The sequence below is a fragment of the Streptomyces coffeae genome, from assembly GCF_016741875.1.
GTDB lineage: Bacteria > Actinomycetota > Actinomycetes > Streptomycetales > Streptomycetaceae > Streptomyces > Streptomyces coffeae.
Window position 1 is genome coordinate 31,367 of sequence record NZ_JAERRF010000013.1, and the last position, 15,979, is coordinate 47,345.

General features: G+C 71.6%; 18 protein-coding genes. 9 read left to right on the top strand and 9 right to left on the bottom strand.

The window, feature by feature from the left end:
* Positions 1–119: 119 nt before the first annotated feature.
* Positions 120–704 carry a hypothetical protein gene (locus JK363_RS22365; protein ID WP_236076018.1) on the top strand — a complete coding sequence of 195 codons (585 nt, stop codon included), beginning with the start codon at positions 120–122 and terminating at the stop codon, positions 702–704.
* Between the two features lie 52 nt (positions 705–756).
* Here JK363_RS22365 and JK363_RS22370 read toward each other — a convergent pair whose 3' ends face one another.
* The 3 genes from JK363_RS22370 to JK363_RS22380 all read right to left on the bottom strand — a co-directional run bounded on the left by JK363_RS22370 (position 757) and on the right by JK363_RS22380 (position 2,938).
* A complete protein-coding gene (locus tag JK363_RS22370; protein WP_201876780.1) occupies positions 757–1,098 on the bottom strand; it encodes a WXG100 family type VII secretion target in 342 nt (113 codons plus the stop codon).
* Between the two features lie 132 nt (positions 1,099–1,230).
* Positions 1,231–2,079 (bottom strand): arylamine N-acetyltransferase family protein, encoded by an 849-nt coding sequence (locus JK363_RS22375; protein ID WP_201876781.1) that lies wholly within the window; start codon positions 2,077–2,079, stop codon positions 1,231–1,233.
* Between the two features lie 115 nt (positions 2,080–2,194).
* Positions 2,195–2,938: a TetR/AcrR family transcriptional regulator gene (locus JK363_RS22380; RefSeq protein ID WP_201876782.1), complete on the bottom strand. Its 744-nt coding sequence runs from the start codon at positions 2,936–2,938 to the stop codon at positions 2,195–2,197.
* Positions 2,939–3,015: 77 nt separating this feature from the next.
* On the opposite strand from JK363_RS22380, the gene JK363_RS22385 reads away from it, so the two are divergent.
* The gene (locus JK363_RS22385; protein WP_201876783.1) at positions 3,016–4,494 is read left to right on the top strand and encodes an MFS transporter; all 1,479 of its coding nucleotides are present in this window, start codon (positions 3,016–3,018) and stop codon (positions 4,492–4,494) included.
* Here the strand turns inward: JK363_RS22385 and JK363_RS22390 are convergent.
* Both JK363_RS22390 and JK363_RS22395 read right to left on the bottom strand, forming a co-directional pair.
* Entirely contained in the window at positions 4,457–4,663 is a 207-nt protein-coding gene (locus tag JK363_RS22390; RefSeq protein WP_201876784.1) for a DUF397 domain-containing protein, read from the bottom strand. The two genes, JK363_RS22385 and JK363_RS22390, sit on opposite strands and share 38 nt — an antisense overlap.
* A gap of 49 nt (positions 4,664–4,712) precedes the next feature.
* The gene (locus JK363_RS22395) at positions 4,713–5,564 is read right to left on the bottom strand and encodes a Scr1 family TA system antitoxin-like transcriptional regulator (RefSeq protein WP_201876785.1); all 852 of its coding nucleotides are present in this window, start codon (positions 5,562–5,564) and stop codon (positions 4,713–4,715) included.
* Between the two features lie 166 nt (positions 5,565–5,730).
* On the opposite strand from JK363_RS22395, the gene JK363_RS22400 reads away from it, so the two are divergent.
* The gene (locus JK363_RS22400; protein WP_201876786.1) at positions 5,731–6,252 is read left to right on the top strand and encodes an ATP-binding protein; all 522 of its coding nucleotides are present in this window, start codon (positions 5,731–5,733) and stop codon (positions 6,250–6,252) included.
* Here the strand turns inward: JK363_RS22400 and JK363_RS22405 are convergent.
* Positions 6,242–7,441, bottom strand: a complete 1,200-nt coding sequence (locus tag JK363_RS22405; protein ID WP_201876787.1) for a class I SAM-dependent methyltransferase — start codon at positions 7,439–7,441, stop codon at positions 6,242–6,244. The genes JK363_RS22400 and JK363_RS22405 overlap by 11 nt on opposite strands.
* 77 nt (positions 7,442–7,518) lie before the next feature.
* Here JK363_RS22405 and JK363_RS22410 point away from each other — a divergent pair, with 77 nt between their 5' ends.
* The 3 genes from JK363_RS22410 to groL all read left to right on the top strand — a co-directional run bounded on the left by JK363_RS22410 (position 7,519) and on the right by groL (position 10,719).
* Positions 7,519–8,448, top strand: a complete 930-nt coding sequence (locus JK363_RS22410) for a polysaccharide deacetylase family protein (RefSeq protein ID WP_201876788.1) — start codon at positions 7,519–7,521, stop codon at positions 8,446–8,448.
* Positions 8,449–8,690: 242 nt separating this feature from the next.
* Positions 8,691–8,999, top strand: coding sequence for a co-chaperone GroES (groES, locus tag JK363_RS22415; protein WP_201876789.1), 309 nt, complete (start codon positions 8,691–8,693; stop codon positions 8,997–8,999).
* 94 nt (positions 9,000–9,093) lie between these two features.
* Entirely contained in the window at positions 9,094–10,719 is a 1,626-nt protein-coding gene (gene groL, locus JK363_RS22420; RefSeq protein WP_201876790.1) for a chaperonin GroEL, read from the top strand.
* A gap of 137 nt (positions 10,720–10,856) precedes the next feature.
* Here groL and JK363_RS22425 read toward each other — a convergent pair whose 3' ends face one another.
* On the bottom strand, positions 10,857–11,630 hold the full coding sequence (locus JK363_RS22425; protein ID WP_201876791.1) for an SDR family NAD(P)-dependent oxidoreductase: 774 nt from the start codon (positions 11,628–11,630) through the stop codon (positions 10,857–10,859).
* Positions 11,631–11,839: 209 nt separating this feature from the next.
* On the bottom strand, positions 11,840–12,541 hold the full coding sequence (locus JK363_RS22430; RefSeq protein WP_201876792.1) for an MOSC domain-containing protein: 702 nt from the start codon (positions 12,539–12,541) through the stop codon (positions 11,840–11,842).
* A gap of 80 nt (positions 12,542–12,621) precedes the next feature.
* Between JK363_RS22430 and JK363_RS22435 the strand changes: the two genes are divergently transcribed.
* Positions 12,622–13,530, top strand: a complete 909-nt coding sequence (locus JK363_RS22435; RefSeq protein ID WP_201876793.1) for a LysR family transcriptional regulator — start codon at positions 12,622–12,624, stop codon at positions 13,528–13,530.
* A 142-nt stretch (positions 13,531–13,672) separates the two neighbouring features.
* On the opposite strand, the gene JK363_RS22440 is transcribed toward JK363_RS22435, so the two are convergent.
* Positions 13,673–13,990: a WhiB family transcriptional regulator gene (locus tag JK363_RS22440; protein WP_176181258.1), complete on the bottom strand. Its 318-nt coding sequence runs from the start codon at positions 13,988–13,990 to the stop codon at positions 13,673–13,675.
* 408 nt (positions 13,991–14,398) lie between these two features.
* Between JK363_RS22440 and JK363_RS22445 the strand changes: the two genes are divergently transcribed.
* Both JK363_RS22445 and JK363_RS22450 read left to right on the top strand, forming a co-directional pair.
* The gene (locus JK363_RS22445) at positions 14,399–15,010 is read left to right on the top strand and encodes a response regulator transcription factor (protein WP_003948568.1); all 612 of its coding nucleotides are present in this window, start codon (positions 14,399–14,401) and stop codon (positions 15,008–15,010) included.
* Positions 15,011–15,299: 289 nt separating this feature from the next.
* On the top strand, positions 15,300–15,911 hold the full coding sequence (locus JK363_RS22450) for a sigma-70 family RNA polymerase sigma factor (RefSeq protein WP_215911180.1): 612 nt from the start codon (positions 15,300–15,302) through the stop codon (positions 15,909–15,911).
* The last annotated feature ends 68 nt before the right edge of the window (positions 15,912–15,979 follow it).

Here is a 15,979-nt window from a genome sequence, read left to right on the forward strand (position 1 = left end):
CGCGCGCGCCGTTCCCGCAACGGGAAGACTGTGCCGTCCCCATGACGCCGTGCCCCATGGCGCCGTACCCCATGGCGCCGTACCCCATGACGCCGTGCCGTGCCAGGCGAAAGGACGCCATGCTCCCTGCCACCACCCTTCCACCACCGCCCCCGCCCGCACCGCCCCCGGGGGAACGGGCCGACCGGGCGGGGTTGCTCGAGGAGCGGGCGCGGGCGATGGGGATGCTGGCGCGCTGGTACCTGGCGCCGCAACGGGCGCTGCTGCTGTGGCTGGCGGCAGGCGTCTTCGCGCTGGGGTGGGTACTGGCCGTGTCCGGCTTCCAGTTCCTGGTGACGGGCCGGCTCGTCGAACAGGTCCTGGGCGTGATGTTCCTGGTCCTGGCGCTGGGCGCCACGATCCCGTCGAGCCTGGGCGTGGCCCACGGCATCCGGCGCGACGTCGTCGTGGGCGGGCGGCTCCGTGACTGGGCCAGGCTGGACCGCGACGCCCAAACCCTCCCCCTCTGGCGCGTCCCCGGCAGCGCGCTGCTGTGGCTGCTGCCGTCGGTCGTGCTGTGCAGCCTTGGGTCGGTGCTGGGGATGTCCACGGTGTTCTCCGGGACGGAGCCCGAGGGCTTCGGCATGCTGATGGGCGTCTCGGTGGTCTTCGCGGCCGCCGGTGGGCTGGGCCTGGCCAAGGCGATACCGCCTCGTCAGCCGTGAACTCACCCCCGATGCGGGGGCGGAGGACCGGTAGTCCGGTCCGGACGTCCGGTCAGGTGTCGTGCCCCTCCTCCGTGTCGTCCGCCGACGACCGCTGGAGGGACAGGAAGCGGTGGCGCAGTTCGAGGTAGGCCGGGCTCAGGCCGTCGCCGTGCCGCTTGGTGGCGTCCTCGATACGGGTCATCAGCTGTCTGATGCGGGCCGCGTCCATGTAGGCGTCGCGCTGAAGCTTCTTGTAGGCCGTGGCGGCGGGGCCCTTCCAGTCGGCGTCCAGCGAGTGGACCAGATGATCGAGGCGCTCGATCTTCCGCTCGAGGTAACTGATCATCTCCTCGAGGTCCTTGATGAGATCAGGAAGTTCCTGATCCGACACGGACAGCTTGTCTTGGCTCATCGTCCCGTCCCTGCCACCCTCCGATCGGCCCATTAGGGGGATGATCGTGCCATGCGGCCCGGCGGCGCGGAGCGGCACCCGGGGAATCCGGTGCATCCACGGTCCGGCGGGGGTGGCGGGGACGGGGGCGGCTCAGGCGGGCAGGACCGTGTCCGAGGGCAGATCGATGCCGAAGTCGGCGGCCAGGACGCGCAGGACCTCGTCGTTGTCGGTCAGTTCGCGCTCCTTGACGGAGCCGTCGGGGTGGGTCTCGGTCAACGTGCGGTGGATCAGCTGGAGGTGGCGGTCGGCGAAGGTGCGCTGGGCGCGCAGGGTGTGCTGGAAGGGGGAGCGAGGGTTGGTGGCCGTGTGCCAGTTGATGACCGCGTAGTCCTGCGGAAGGAAGGGCTCGCGGCTGAAGGCGTACTGGTCCTCCCAGACACCGTCCCGGAGCGCCTGGAAGACCCACAGGTCCTCGAGTCCGTCCGGGTGCGGTTCGCGGATGTAGCGGTGGTGGCGATTGCCTGCGCGGAACTCGGTGCCGGTGACGAACGGTACGGCTGCCAGCAGACCGCCGATCGCGCCGAAGCCCACATCGGCGATCCAGCGCTGTGTCTCGCCCGGGATCTCGACCAACAGCACCATATGGCTGCGCGGGCGGACGGCGCCGGGGGCGGCACCCGCGCGGACGCGGGCGGCGAGGCCGATGACGCCGTAGCCGAGGGCCCGCAGGGCGGCGGTGAGCAGGGAGTTCTGTTCGTAGCAGTAGCCGCCGCGCCGACTGCGGACCAGCTTGGCCTCCAGATCGGGCAGGGCGAGGGAGGGTACCGAGCCGAGGAGGGGCTGGAGGTTCTCGAAGGGGATGGAGGTCACATGCGCCAGGTGCACCGCGCGCAGCGTCTCCACGGTCGGGGCCGGCGGACGGGGGCCGGTCCAGCCGATACGGGTCAGATAGGCGTCGAGGTCCAGCTGAGGTGTGGTCTCGGTCGGTGCGTCGGTCATATGTCCGACGGTAACGCCGCGGGAGGTGGCGGGCCTCCTCCCCAGGGGCGGACCCCGACTCCTCCTCCGGACCGAGGACTTCGGGCCGATCAGCCGCTCCCGGGCCCCTGGCCGATCAGCCGCTCCCGGGCCCGGTGTCCCGGCCGAGCAGCCCCGCCACAACCGCCCGCAGCTCCTCCGACACGTCGTACGCGTCCGTGATCCCGTCCCAGCGGTTCGCGAGCGCGGCCAGCCGGGGCAGCTCGGAGGGGTCCGCGTCGGCCAGCAGCGCCGGGAACGCGGCCCGGCGGCCCGGGGCCTCCGCGCGGCGGGTGAGGGCGGCGCGGAAGACGAGCGTGCCGAGGACGTAGTGCCAGATCGAGCGGTAGGTGTGCACCGCCCGGCGCTCGTCCTGCCCGCAGGCCATGGCCGATTCGATGATCTCCTCGACCATCCACAGGGCGTCCCGGTCGGTGAGTTCGCCAAGGCTGAGCACCTCGACCACCCACGGCAGTTCCTCGAGCGTGCGATGCATGTACAGGGCCGCGGCGTACACCCGCTCGCGCGGGTCCCCGGGCAGTTGGGGGCGGGGCCGCGTCCGTGCCATACCGGACAGGACGAGCTGGAGCAGCTCGTCCTTGTCGCGGACGTGGCGGTAGAGGGCCATCGGTGTGGAGCCGACCTCCTTGGCCAGGCGCCGCATGCTCAAGGCCGCGGTGCCCTCCTCCTCGAGGATGCGGCGCGCGGTGGCGACGATCGTCTCCAGCTCCAGACGGCGGGGGCGGCCGCCGGTCCGCCGGGCCGGCCGGTCCTCCGCGGCCCCTGCCGCCGTCTCCGCCGCGTGGGTCTCGGTCTCCTTCGTCACCGGCTCATTGTCCATGCACGGGGTTGGTGTACGCGTTAAGTATACGCGTATACTAACGTCCTGGCCCCGGGGGGATCCGATGGAGGAGGACCATGAACGACCAACCGGAACGGACGGGTTGGCTGCTGGCCGTCGCACTCACCGTGCAGTTCGTCGTCGCGCTGGACATGTCCGTGGTGAATGTCGCGCTGCCCGGCATCCGTGACGACCTCGGCTTCGCGCCCGGCGGCCTGCTCTGGGTCGTCAACGCCTACGCCCTCGCCTTCGGCGGGCTGCTGATGCTCGGCGGCCGGCTCGCGGACATCGTGGGCCGGCGCACCACGCTGATGGCCGGGCTCGCGCTCTTCGGCGTCGCCAGTCTCGGCGGCGGGCTGGTGGGGTCGCCGGGATGGCTGATCGCCGCGCGAGCGGTGCAGGGGGTGGGCGCGGCGGCGCTCGCGCCGGTGGCGTTCACGCTGATCGCCGTCACCTTCCCGGCCGGACCCGCGCGGGCGCGGGCCCTGGGGCTGTGGGGGATGGCCGCGGCGGCGGGCGGCGCGGTCGGGGTGCTGGCCGGCGGGCTGCTCACCGAGTGGGCGGGCTGGCGCTCCGTTCTGCTGATCAATGTGCCGATCGTGCTCGCCGCGATGGCCGCGGCCCGCTTCTCGGTGCCGCCCGACCGGCGCGAGGGCCCGCCCGCCCGGCTGGACGCGGCCGGGGCGCTGCTGGTCACGGGGGGAATGACGGCCCTGGTGCTGGCGCTGGTGCACACCGGGACCCACTCCTGGGGTTCGGCGACCACCCTGACCGCCCTCGGCGTCGCGGCCGTGCTGCTGGTGGCGTTCGTCGTGGTGGAACAGCGGGTGGCGCAACCGCTGTTGCGGATCGGGCTGCTGCGGCAGCGCTCGGTGCTGGTCGCGAACCTCTTCGTCCTGCTGCTGTTCTCCGGCCAGTTCGCGGCCTTCTACTTCACCTCGCTCTATGTGCAGCAGATCCTCGGGTACGGGCCGATCAGGGCCGGGACCGCGTTTCTGCCCTTCTGCACCGGCATCGTGATCGGCTCGCTCACGGCGACCCGCACGGTGGCCCGGTTCGGGGTGCGTACGCTGCTGGTCGCGGGCGGGCTGCTGGGCGCCGCCGGGTTCGGCTGGTTCCGGCTGGCGGTCGGGGTGGACGGCGGATTCGCGGACTCGGTCCTCGGCCCCTCGCTCCTGGCGAGCGTCGGCATCGGGCTGTGCGTCGTCCCGATGGGCACGGCCGCGACGACGGGCGTGGCGGCGCGAGAGGCCGGTATGGCCTCCGGCCTGGTCAACAGCTCACGGCAGATCGGGGGTTCGCTGGGGCTCGCGGTCCTCGCGACGGTGGCCTCGCACACCACGGACGCCGAGGGCGGCAGCGGCCCGGCCGGCCCGTCCGCGCTCGTATCCGGCTACGCCACGGCCTTCGGAGTGGCGGGCGCGCTGCTGGCGGTGGCCGCGCTGAGCGCGGCGCTGCTGCTGCCGAAGCGTACGGAACCGGTGGTGGCGGGAGCGGCGGCGTCGGCCGAGTCCCCCGTCACGGCGCCGCGAGGTGATCGAACGCGCCTGCCTTGACGGCGTCGAGCAGTGCCCGCAGCCGCGCGGGAGTGGTGGCCAGGACGGTGTCGGGGTCGTCGCTCTCGCGCAGGGCGACCCCGCCGCCGGGTATGGAGGCGATCTCCACACAGGAACTGCCGTCCCCTTGGGTGGAGTAGGAGGACTTGCGCCAGGTGATCTCGGGCATGTGCGCGCTTTCGAATGATGTGTACGGGCGATGTGTGCGGGGCTGGTGGTCAGAGCTGCCGGATGATGCCGTGGATCAGGTCCCGCGACGGGGCCGCGGCCAGGCTCACCTTCGTCGTCCGGTCCAGGACCGCCCGGTGGATGGTCAGTTGGGTCTCGGCGTGCAGGAACATGGGCCCGTGCGCCGAATCCAGCTGCACGGTGTCCAGCTGCGGCACCGCGCCCGAGGCGTAGGTGACGGAGACGCCGGAGACGGGGAAGCCGCCCGCCTCGAAGGGGATCACCCGCACGGTGACGTTCTTCCGCGTGGACGCCTCCAGCAGGCTTTCCAGCTGGGCGCGCATCAGCTGCGGTCCGCCGAACCGCATCCGCAGGGACGCCTCGTGGACGAAGAAGGTGCACGGCGGCGGCTCGTCCCGGTCGAGGATGTCCCGGCGCTTCATCCGGTGGGAGAGCCTGCGCCGGAGCTCGGTCGGGGACCACGGCGGCACCGTCTCGTTGAGGACGGCGGTGGCGTACGCCTCCGTCTGCAACAGACCGGGCAGAAACATCAGCTCGACCACGCGCAGGCTCTCCGCGTAGTACTCCAGCTCGGCGAGGTCGAGTCCGCCGGTGGCGATATGGCCGCGGTACTCCTCCCACCAACCGCCCTTGCGCTCCCGGGCCATGGCGACGAGCGCGTCGACGTAGGCGCGGTCCGCACAGGCGTAGATCGAGGCCAGCGCGCGGACCCGCTCCTCGCTCACCCCGAAGCGCGCCAGCTCCAGGTTGGTGATGTGGGTGCGGTTGATGCCCAGTCGGCCGGCGGCGTCCTGGATGCTGAGTCCCGCCTTCTCGCGCATCCTCCTCAGCTCGGTGCCCAGCCGGAGTTGACGGGCGGTGGGGGCGCTTCTGGGGGGCATGCTCCTCCGTTGCTCTTTCGCCCGCAGGGGCCGAGTGTCGGGGAAATTAACCGGTGCCGTAGCAGATGTTTCCATATCTGCCCTACCGTGGGTGGCGGAACCGCTACCACCCGTTGATCGCCGCAACGGTACGCGCACCATCGGCCCCCTCGCTGGGAGTTGACCCATGGGTACCGACCACGAGTCCGAGGACCTCCCGCCGTCCGCGTCCGCCTCGCCGTCCCCGCGCGCCGCCGGACCCGGCTCCGGTTCCGCCGCGGCCGCCGCCTCCGGCGATCCGTACGTCTACACCCTGCGCGGCAGCCGCGGCCCCGCCTCGCCCAAGATCCTGCGGGACTTCGTCGCCTGCGTCCTGAACTGCACCGGCCGGCAGGCCCTGGTGGACACCGCGACCGTCTGCACCTCGGAACTGGTCACCAACGCCTGGCTGCACGCCGAGGGCGACGCGCTGATGCTGCGCGTGGTGATCGAGCCCCCGCGGCTGCGCGTGCTGCTCTACGACGGCTGCGCCGCGCTCCCGGTGCCCTCGCGCCTCCCGGACGGCGACCATCCGCACGGCCGGGGGCTGCGTGTGGTCGGCGCGCTCGCCGACGCCTGGGGGACGGCGGAGGGGGATCCGGCGGGCGCCTACGCCAAGGCGGTCTGGTTCGAGCTGCGGAGCCCGGAGGGGGCTTCGCTCACGGAATAGCCGGATCGGTCTCGGCCGGATGCCCCAGCAGCATCGTCGGGGCGCCGTCGGTGCGCGTGAGCAGGATGGTGCAGGAGTTCCGCCCGGCCAGGCGCAGCTTCTTGCGCAGCACCTCCGGCTCCACCGCCGAACCGCGCTTCTTGATCGTGGCGATGCCGATCTCCCGCTCCCGCAGCAGCGCCTTGAGCTTCTTGAGGTTGAACGGCAGCACATCGGTGATCTCGTACGCCGTGGCGTACGGCGTCGGGCGCAGCTCGTCCGCCGTGATGTAGGCGATCGTCGGGTCGATCAGACGGCCGCCGATGCGGGCCGCGACATCCGCCACCAGATGGGCGCGGATGACGGCGCCGTCCGGCTCGTACAGCCAGCGCCCCACCGGGCCGGCCGGCGGATCGGGCAGCAGCCGGGTGCCCAGGAGGGAGTGCGCGGCCGGGAGGAGGGTGGCGCGGCGCATCCCGGGGCGGGCCGTGCCGAACCACAGCACGGCCTCCTTCACATGCCCGTGGTCCGAGATCCACTCGGCCTCCGCGTCCTCCGGTACCGCCTCGTGGGGAACGCCCGGGGCGATCTTGAGGGCGGCGCGCCCAGTGGTGCGGGCGGTCTCGATGGCCCAGGAGAGCGGCGGTGAGTACGCCTCGGGGTCGAAGACCCGGCCCCGGCCGCCGCGCCGGGCGGGGTCGACGAAGACCGCGTCGAAGGGGGCGGTGTCGATCTCGGTGACATCCGCGCAGCGGACCTCGATGAGGTCGGACAGGCCCAGCGCCTCGGCGTTGGCGCGGGTCACCGCGCAGGTCAGCGGATCCCGGTCGACGGCCAGCACGGAGATCCCGGCCCGCGCGAGCGCGATGGCGTCGCCCCCGATGCCACAGCACAGATCAGCGACGCTGCGCGCCCCGAACCCGGCGAACCGCTCGGCGCGGTAGACGGCCACGGAGGTACGGGTGGACTGCTCGACACCGTGCGGCGTGAAGTACATCCGGTGGGCGTCCTCGCCGAACTTGGCGACCGCCCGCTGGCGCAACTGGGCCTGTGTCAGCGCCGCCGAGACCAGCGCGGCCGGATGGTCCCGGCGCAGCCGGGTCGCGGTGGCGAGCTCGTCCGCGGGGTCGTGGTCCCGGAGCGCGGTGAGCAGCGCCTGCCCCTCGTCGCCGAGCAGTGAGTCGAAGGCGTCAACGTCCACATGGCCCATTCTCCCCGCTCCGGCGGGCGCATTCGTACCAGCGCGGCGCGCGCTTCCCCACATTCCGACTGAAGATCGGTTATGTGATGATGATCAAGAATGGGTTTTCGAGGTATCTGGTTCTGGCCGCCGCGGCGGCCGTGTTCACGGGCTGCGGAAGCCTCGACGGTCCGCTCGCCCGCACCGCCGAGGACGCCGGCCAGGCGACGGCGTCCTCCACGTCACCGTCCGCGGAGCGTTCCCCCTCCGCGCGGCCGGTTCCCCCGGGATCGCAAGGGGCCTCGGGTGCGCCCTCCTTACCGCCCGCGGCCCCCGCGGGCATCCCCGGGGCGTACCACCGGTGGGGTCTGGACCGGCCGCTGGACAAACCGCCGCCCGCGCCCGCCGCCAAACCGCTGCTCGCCCCGGTGGAGCCGTCCGGCGAGGGGCTGCCGCCGGTCATCCGGCGGGTGCGGACCAACGATCGGGTGGTCTTCCTGACGATCGACGACGGCATCGAGAAGGATCCGCGCTTCGTGGAGCAGGCCCGCGACCTCGGTCTGCCGTTCACCGGCTTCCTCACCGACAACGTGATCGGCGACCACTACGACTACTTCGACGAGCTCCAGCGGCTCGGCAACTCGATGGGGAACCACACCCTCACCCACCCCAGCCTGGCCGGTCGCGACTACGACAGTCAGCGGCAGGAGATCTGCGGCCAGCAGGAGAACCTCCGCAACCACCTCGGCCGCCAGCCGCGGCTGTTCCGCCCGCCCTACGGCGCGTACGACGACACGACGCTCCGCGCGGCGGCCGACTGCGGGGCGCAGACCGTGGTGCTGTGGCGCGCCGAGATGGAGCCGGGCGGGCTGGCGTACCGGTCCGGCGGCAGTCTCCAGCCGGGGGACATCGTGCTCGCGCACTTCCGCGGCCCGGAGCAGCTGGAGGGGAAGTCCATGACCGACATGATCACGGAGCTGGTGCGGTCGATCCAGGAGCAGGGGTTCACGGTCGCGCGGCTGGAGGACTACGTCTGACCGGGCCGACGACGGGGCCCGGCGGGGGCGGCGGCGCGGTGGCGGGCGTCAGCCGCCCCCGCGTCGTTTGGCACTCTAGTTGACTGAGTGCTAACCGCGTCATAATGTCGTGGCTGGCACTCGGCACTGCGGAGTGCCAGCCACACAGCGACGGGCAGGTCCGGCACCCGCGACGACGGATCCACCTGGTCGCCACCTCAGACAGTTAACCCCGTGAGATCTCCGAAGGGGGAGGTCGGATCGTGACGACCACCAGCTCCAAGGTTGCCATCAAGCCGCTCGAGGACCGCATCGTGGTCCAGCCGCTCGACGCCGAGCAGACCACGGCTTCCGGTCTGGTCATCCCGGACACCGCCAAGGAGAAGCCCCAGGAGGGCGTCGTCCTGGCCGTGGGCCCGGGCCGCTTCGAGGACGGCAACCGTCTTCCGCTCGACGTCGCCGTCGGTGACGTCGTGCTCTACAGCAAGTACGGCGGCACCGAGGTGAAGTACAGCGGCGAGGAGTACCTCGTCCTCTCGGCTCGCGACGTCCTCGCGATCATCGAGAAGTAATCACCGAAGTTTTGCCTATGAGCCGCGCCCCGGTGCCCGTGTCACAGATACCCGGGGTCGGGGCGCGGTTCGTTTGAGAGGACATACGCAACTCATGGCGAAGATCCTGAAGTTCGACGAGGACGCCCGTCGCGCCCTCGAGCGCGGCGTCAACAAGCTGGCGGACACGGTCAAGGTGACCATCGGCCCCCGTGGCCGCAACGTGGTCATCGACAAGAAGTTCGGCGCGCCGACCATCACCAACGACGGTGTCACCATCGCCCGTGAGGTCGAGGTCGAGGACCCGTACGAGAACCTCGGCGCCCAGCTCGTCAAGGAGGTGGCGACCAAGACCAACGACATCGCGGGTGACGGCACCACCACCGCCACCGTGCTGGCCCAGGCGCTGGTCCGCGAGGGCCTGCGCAACGTGGCCGCCGGTGCCTCCCCGGCCGCCCTGAAGAAGGGCATCGACGCCGCGGTCAAGGCCGTCTCGGACGACCTGCTGGCCACCGCCCGCCCGATCGACTCCAAGTCCGACATCGCCGCCGTGGCCGCGCTGTCCGCGCAGGACAAGCAGGTCGGCGAGCTCATCGCCGAGGCGATGGACAAGGTCGGCAAGGACGGCGTCATCACCGTCGAGGAGTCCAACACCTTCGGTCTGGAGCTCGACTTCACCGAGGGCATGGCCTTCGACAAGGGCTACCTCTCGCCGTACATGGTGACCGACCAGGAGCGTATGGAGGCCGTCCTCGACGACCCGTACATCCTGATCCACCAGGGCAAGATCGCCTCGATCCAGGACCTGCTGCCGCTGCTGGAGAAGGTCATCCAGGCCGGTGCCAGCAAGCCGCTGCTGATCATCGCCGAGGACGTGGAGGGCGAGGCCCTGTCCACCCTCGTCGTCAACAAGATCCGTGGCACCTTCAACGCCGTCGCGGTGAAGGCCCCGGGCTTCGGTGACCGCCGCAAGGCGATGCTCGGCGACATGGCGACCCTCACCGGCGCCACCGTCATCGCCGAGGAGGTCGGCCTCAAGCTGGACCAGGCCGGTCTGGACGTGCTGGGCACCGCCCGCCGTGTGACCGTCACCAAGGACGACACCACCATCGTCGACGGTGGCGGCAAGCCCGAGGACGTCACCGGCCGGATCGCCCAGATCAAGGCCGAGATCGAGGCCACCGACTCCGACTGGGACCGCGAGAAGCTCCAGGAGCGTCTGGCGAAGCTGGCCGGCGGTGTGTGCGTGATCCGCGTGGGCGCGGCCACCGAGGTCGAGCTCAAGGAGAAGAAGCACCGTCTGGAGGACGCCATCTCCGCGACCCGCGCCGCGGTCGAGGAGGGCATCGTCTCCGGTGGTGGCTCCGCTCTGGTCCACGCCGCCAAGGTGCTCGAGGGCAACCTCGGCCTGGACGGCGACGAGGCCACCGGTGTCGCCGTGGTCCGCCGCGCCTCCGTCGAGCCGCTGCGCTGGATCGCCGAGAACGCCGGTCTCGAGGGCTACGTCATCACCGCGAAGGTGGCCGAGCTCGAGAAGGGCCACGGCTACAACGCGGCCACCGAGGAGTACGGCGACCTGGTGAAGGCGGGCGTCATCGACCCCGTCAAGGTCACCCGCTCCGCGCTGGAGAACGCCGCGTCGATCGCCTCGCTGCTGCTCACCACCGAGACCCTGGTGGTCGAGAAGCCGGCCGAGGAAGAGCCGGAGGCCGCGGGCCACGGCCACGGTCACGCGCACTGACGCGCGCCGTACGCCACGAAGGCGCGGTCACCCCGGTCGGGGTGACCGCGCCTTCGCGCTGCACGGGGGCGCGTTCGCTGCGCCTTCGCTGAGCCTTCGCTGGGCCTTCACGCTGAGGGGCGACTGCTGCGGGCGCGTTACCGGCGGGCGTAGTTGCGGCCGACCCGGTGGGAGACCGCGGACACCGCGGACCTCGGGACCAGCTTCGCCAGCCCCGTCATCGTCTTGTAGCGCGGGTCCGGAATCGACAGCGACTTCCCGCGCGAGAAGTCCTTCAGCGCCGTCGCGACCAGCCGGTCGGCGTCCAGCCACATCCAGCTCGGCACGCTGTCCGGCTTGATCCCGGCCCGCGCGTGGAACTCCGTCCGTACAAAACCGGGGCACAGCACCATCAGCCGGACACCCGCACCGGCCAGGTCCTTCGCCGCGCCCTGGGTGAACTGCACGACCCACGCCTTGCTCGCGCCGTACGTCCCGCGCGGGAAGAACGCCGCGATCGACGCCACGTTGATCACCCCGCCGCGGCCCCGGGTGCGCATCGTCTCGCAGGCCGCGCTGGTGAGCCGGAGCACCGCCTCGCAGTGGAGTTTGAGCATCCGCAGCTCATCGGTGAGCGGCGCCTCCAGATAGCGGCCGCGGTTGCCGAACCCGGCGTTGTTGACGAGCAGATCGACCGGGTGTGTGCGATCGGCGAGCCGGGCCTCGACCGCCGCGATGCCGTCCTCCTCGGACAGGTCGGCCCGCAGCACCTCGGCCTCCACGCCGTGCCGGTCGTGCAGATCCGCCGCCTGCTCGTGCAGCCGCTTCTCGTCGCGGGCGACGAGCACCAGGTTGTGCCCGTCGGCGGCAAGCCGGCTCGCGAAGGAGGCGCCGATGCCCGCCGTGGTCCCGGTAATCAGTGCAGTCGTCATAGGCGCACGTTATCGGCAGGGGAGCGACCGGGCGGGCCGTGCGGCGATCTCGATCGGTCTTGGCCGGAACGAATGCTTCCGTCGGGGCGCGGGTTCCCGTGGCGTTCCCCCGCGTTCCCCTGTGTTCCTCCGCGTTGCGTTCCCCTGAGCTCCGCTGCGTTTCTCCGTGGTGGCCCGGAGCGGTTCCTCGGCGTCCGCGGGAGGGCTCGTCAGCGGTCGGTGTCGGCGCCCCGCCGCCGCTCGGCCTTCGCCAGGTAGTCGAGAGCCTTCTCCCGCGCCTCGGGGTGCAGAGCGTCACCCGCGGCCAGCACCCGCGGCAGCAGCACCCGTTCGGTGGTCTGGGCGCGGAACAGGAAGGAGACGGACACCTCGTGGTCGGGCCGGTGCACGATCTCGACGCGGTCGCCGGAGCGGACCTCACCCGGTTCGAGCACCCGCAGATAGGCGCCGGGGACGGCGGCCAGGGTGAACCGCTTCAGCCAGCCCCGCTCGCCCAGCCAGCCCGCGAACGTCCGGCAGGGGATGCGCGGCGAGGTCACCTCCAGCAGCAGATCGCGGCCGATCCGCCAGCGCTCGCCGACCAGGGTGCCGGAGACATCGATCCCGCGCGTGGTGAGGTTCTCGCCGAAGGCGCCGTTGTGCAGCTCACGGCCCAACTCGCGCTCCCAGAGGTCGAGGTCCTCGCGCGCGTAGGCATAAACCGCCTGGTCGTCGCCGCCGTGGTAGCGGGTGTCGCAGACGGCGTCTCCCGCCAGACCGCTGCCGCCGATGCCCTTCGGTCCGGGAGCCGTCACCCGCACCGGGCCGTCGACCGGCCGCTTGTCGATACCGGTGCCGGTGGGGCAGTCGGTGTAGTCGACCATCATCGCGCGCCCGACGTTCACGGTGAGCACGCCCGCGAATTGCACCATGCTCGAACGGTAAACGACCAAGACCAAAGCGTCGACGCGATAGTGCGGTTCGTGTCCAAGGGTCGCTTATGCTCAAAGACATGATCGAGGCCCGTCATCTCAGGGTGCTGCGCGCGGTGGCCGCCACCGGCTCCTTCTCCGCGGCGGCGCGTGAGCTGGGCTGCACCCAGCCGGCCGTCAGCCAGCAGATGAAGGCCCTGGAGGGAGCCGCGGGCACCCCGCTGCTGATCCGTACCGGCCGGGAGATGCGGCTGACCGAGGCGGGCGAGGCCCTGGTGCGGCACGCCGCGGGCATCCTGGCCGGGCTGACCGCCGCCGAGGAGGAGGTCGCGGCGATAGCCGGGCTGCGGGCGGGCCGGGTGCGGCTGGTGTCGTTCCCCAGCGGCAGTTCGACGCTGGTGCCGACCGCGCTCGCCGAGATGCGCGCCGCTCACCCAGGGACCCGGGTCTCGCTGGTGGAGGCCGAACCGCCGCGCTCGGTGGAGATGCTCCGGGCGGGTGACTGTGAGATCGCCGTGGCCTTCCGCTATCCGCAGGTCGATGGCGCGGCGGAGGCGGGTCCGGGCTGGGAGGACCTGGTGGCCCGGCCGCTGCTGAGCGACCGGCTGGTGGTCGTGGTCCCGCGGGAGCACCGGCTGGCGGGGACCGGGACGGTGGGGATGGCGGAGCTGGCGGAGGAGCCGTGGATCGCGGGCTGCCCGCGCTGCCGCCGTCACCTGGTGGAGGTGTGCGAGTCCGAGGGCTTCACCCCGCGGATCGACTTCGCGACGGACGACTACCCGGCGGTGATCGGCCTGGTGGCGGCCGGGCTCGGGGTCGCGGTGCTGCCGGAGCTGGCGCTGGAGTCGGTGCGCGCCAAGGGGGCGGTGACGCTGGAGGTCAAGCCCGCGGTGCGGCGTGAGGTGGTGGCGCTGACACTGCCGGACCTGGCACGGGTGCCCGCGGTGGCGGCCACGCTGGACCGGCTGGAGCGGGCGGCATGCCGCTGAGGGGCGCGTCGGGCCGGGGGCCTGCGCGGTGAGAGGCGTTGAGAACCCGCGCCGTACGGACGGAAATCCGCAGCTCGTCGTCTCCGGATGCGGCCGGATGGGTGATGGAACGTTTCTTCAGTCGGTCGGGTGGGGCCTGCCGTCAGGATCCGGGAGGTCCTGACGAGGTGGCCACCGCGCGGTGGCGCGCCCGCCCCATGAGCTCCTCGCGTTCGTCCTCGGTCAGTCCGCCCCACACGCCGTACGGCTCGCGTACGGCGAGTGCGTGAGCCGCGCACTGCGCCCGTACCGGGCAGCGCATGCACACCTCTTTCGCCGACATCTCCCGCGCGCTGCGGGCCGCGCCGCGCTCTCCCTCCGGGTGGAAGAAGAGCGAGCTGTCGACCCCGCGACACGCGGCCAGAAGCTGCCAGTCCCACAGGTCGGCGTTCGGACCGGGAAGACGGGAGAAATCTGCCATTGCCTTGTCTCCTCGAAGCGATCGGCTGCGGACGCTGTGTCCTGGGTCGTACACCTACGGTGTAAGTAGATGTAAATATGACTCATTGCGAATCTAGCCACACAGCTCGGCAAATTGGAAGCAAGGTCGCCAAATGCCACCGAAGGGGATGACCTGGGGAGGACCGATGGGGGAGAGGCACTGCGGCGCGACCGGCGCGACGAAGCAGCTCTGTATCCGTCCCCTCACGTAGAGTGTCGAAGGTGGCCGCCGAACCCCGTAACTCTTTCGGGTGACCGTCGTTGAGAGTGCGGAGGCGGTTGATGGGTAAAGCTCTCGGACAGATATCCGGGGCTGTCAATCGCACAGGTGACGATATGTACCAGCCTGGAGGCTCAAGGTGACGCGCATCAGCTGCGGAGGGCGGCCATGACATCCGTCCTCGTCTGCGACGACTCCCCGCTTGCCCGAGAAGCACTGCGCCGCGCGGTGGCGACCGTGCCCGGTGTCGAGCGTGTGACGACAGCGGCCAACGGCGAGGAAGTCCTCCGCCGCTGGGGTGCCGACCGCTCGGATCTGATTCTGATGGACGTACGGATGCCCGGTCTCGGCGGAGTCGAGACCGTGCGGCGGCTGCTGTCCGCCGACCCCGGCGCCCGGATCATCATGCTCACGGTGGCCGAGGATCTCGATGGAGTGGCGCTGGCGGTGGCCGCCGGCGCCCGTGGCTATCTGCACAAGGACGCCTCGCGCGCCGAGTTGCGGGCCACCGTGACCCAGGCGCTGGCCGACCCCACGTGGCGGCTGGCGCCGAGGCGGCTGCGGTCCGCCGAGATGGGCGCGGCGCCCACCCTCACCGCGCGGGAGATCCAGGTGCTGGAGGGCATGAGCCACGGCCGGTCCAACGCCGAGATCGGCCGTGAGCTGTTCCTCTCCGAGGACACGGTCAAGACGCACGCCCGCCGGCTGTTCAAGAAGCTCGGTGCTTCGGACCGGGCGCATGCGGTGGCCCTCGGGTTCCGCTGGGGGCTGGTCCGCTAGCGGACCAGCCCATCGTCGACGTGCTGCGCAGCGGGGGCGCGACGGTCCCCGCCCGCCGGGTGGCGGGCGGGGCGAGAGCGGGTGCGGCGGGTGCTGTGGCAACGGCTTGTATCAGTTCCCCGCGCGATGCCGCATCCTTGATGGTGTGGAGTTCCTCGGGGACGAGTCGGTAGGGCGTGAGGGGAGAGCGCAGGACGTGACGACAGCCGGCGCACCTGCTCATAACGCTTCAGCGCACAACCAAGGACGCGGTGCCACGGAGCCTCCGGGCCCAAGGCACCATGGACGGATGCGCGACGACGAGAGGCCAGGGCTGCCCAAGGGCGGTGCCCCGGGGGCCACCGGGGCGATCGGTGCCCTGGTCGGGCGCGCCGTCGAAGGGGATGAGCAGGCCACTCATGACCTGCTCGCCCATGTGCATCCGCTGGCCCTGCGCTACTGCCGTACGCGGCTGTCCAGACTGCCCGGGGACGCCCGGCACTTTGTGGACGACCTCGCGCAGGAGGTCTGTCTCGCGGTGCTCTGCGCGCTGCCGCGCTACCGCGACACCGGCAAGCCCTTCGAGGCGTTCGTCGTGGCCATCGCCGCGCACAAGGTCGCGGATCTCCAGCGGGCCGCCATGCGTCACCCGGGGAGCACCGCCGTGCCCTCGGACGAGATGCCGGAGCAGCCGGACGACTCCCTGGGGCCCGAGGAGCGGGCGCTGCTCAGCAGTGACGCGGAGTGGGCCAAGAAGCTGCTCGCCAATCTCCCGGAGAACCAGCGCGAGCTGGTGCTGCTCCGGGTCGCGGTCGGGCTGACCGCCGAGGAGACCGGACAGATGCTCGGGATGTCGCCCGGAGCGGTACGGGTCGCGCAGCACCGCGCCCTCAGCAGGCTGCGCGCGCTCGCCGAGCAGTAGCCATGGGCCCGGCCTGAGCTGCGGCATTGTGCGGGTGCGCACAGTTGTCCACAGGGCGGGATGGGGCA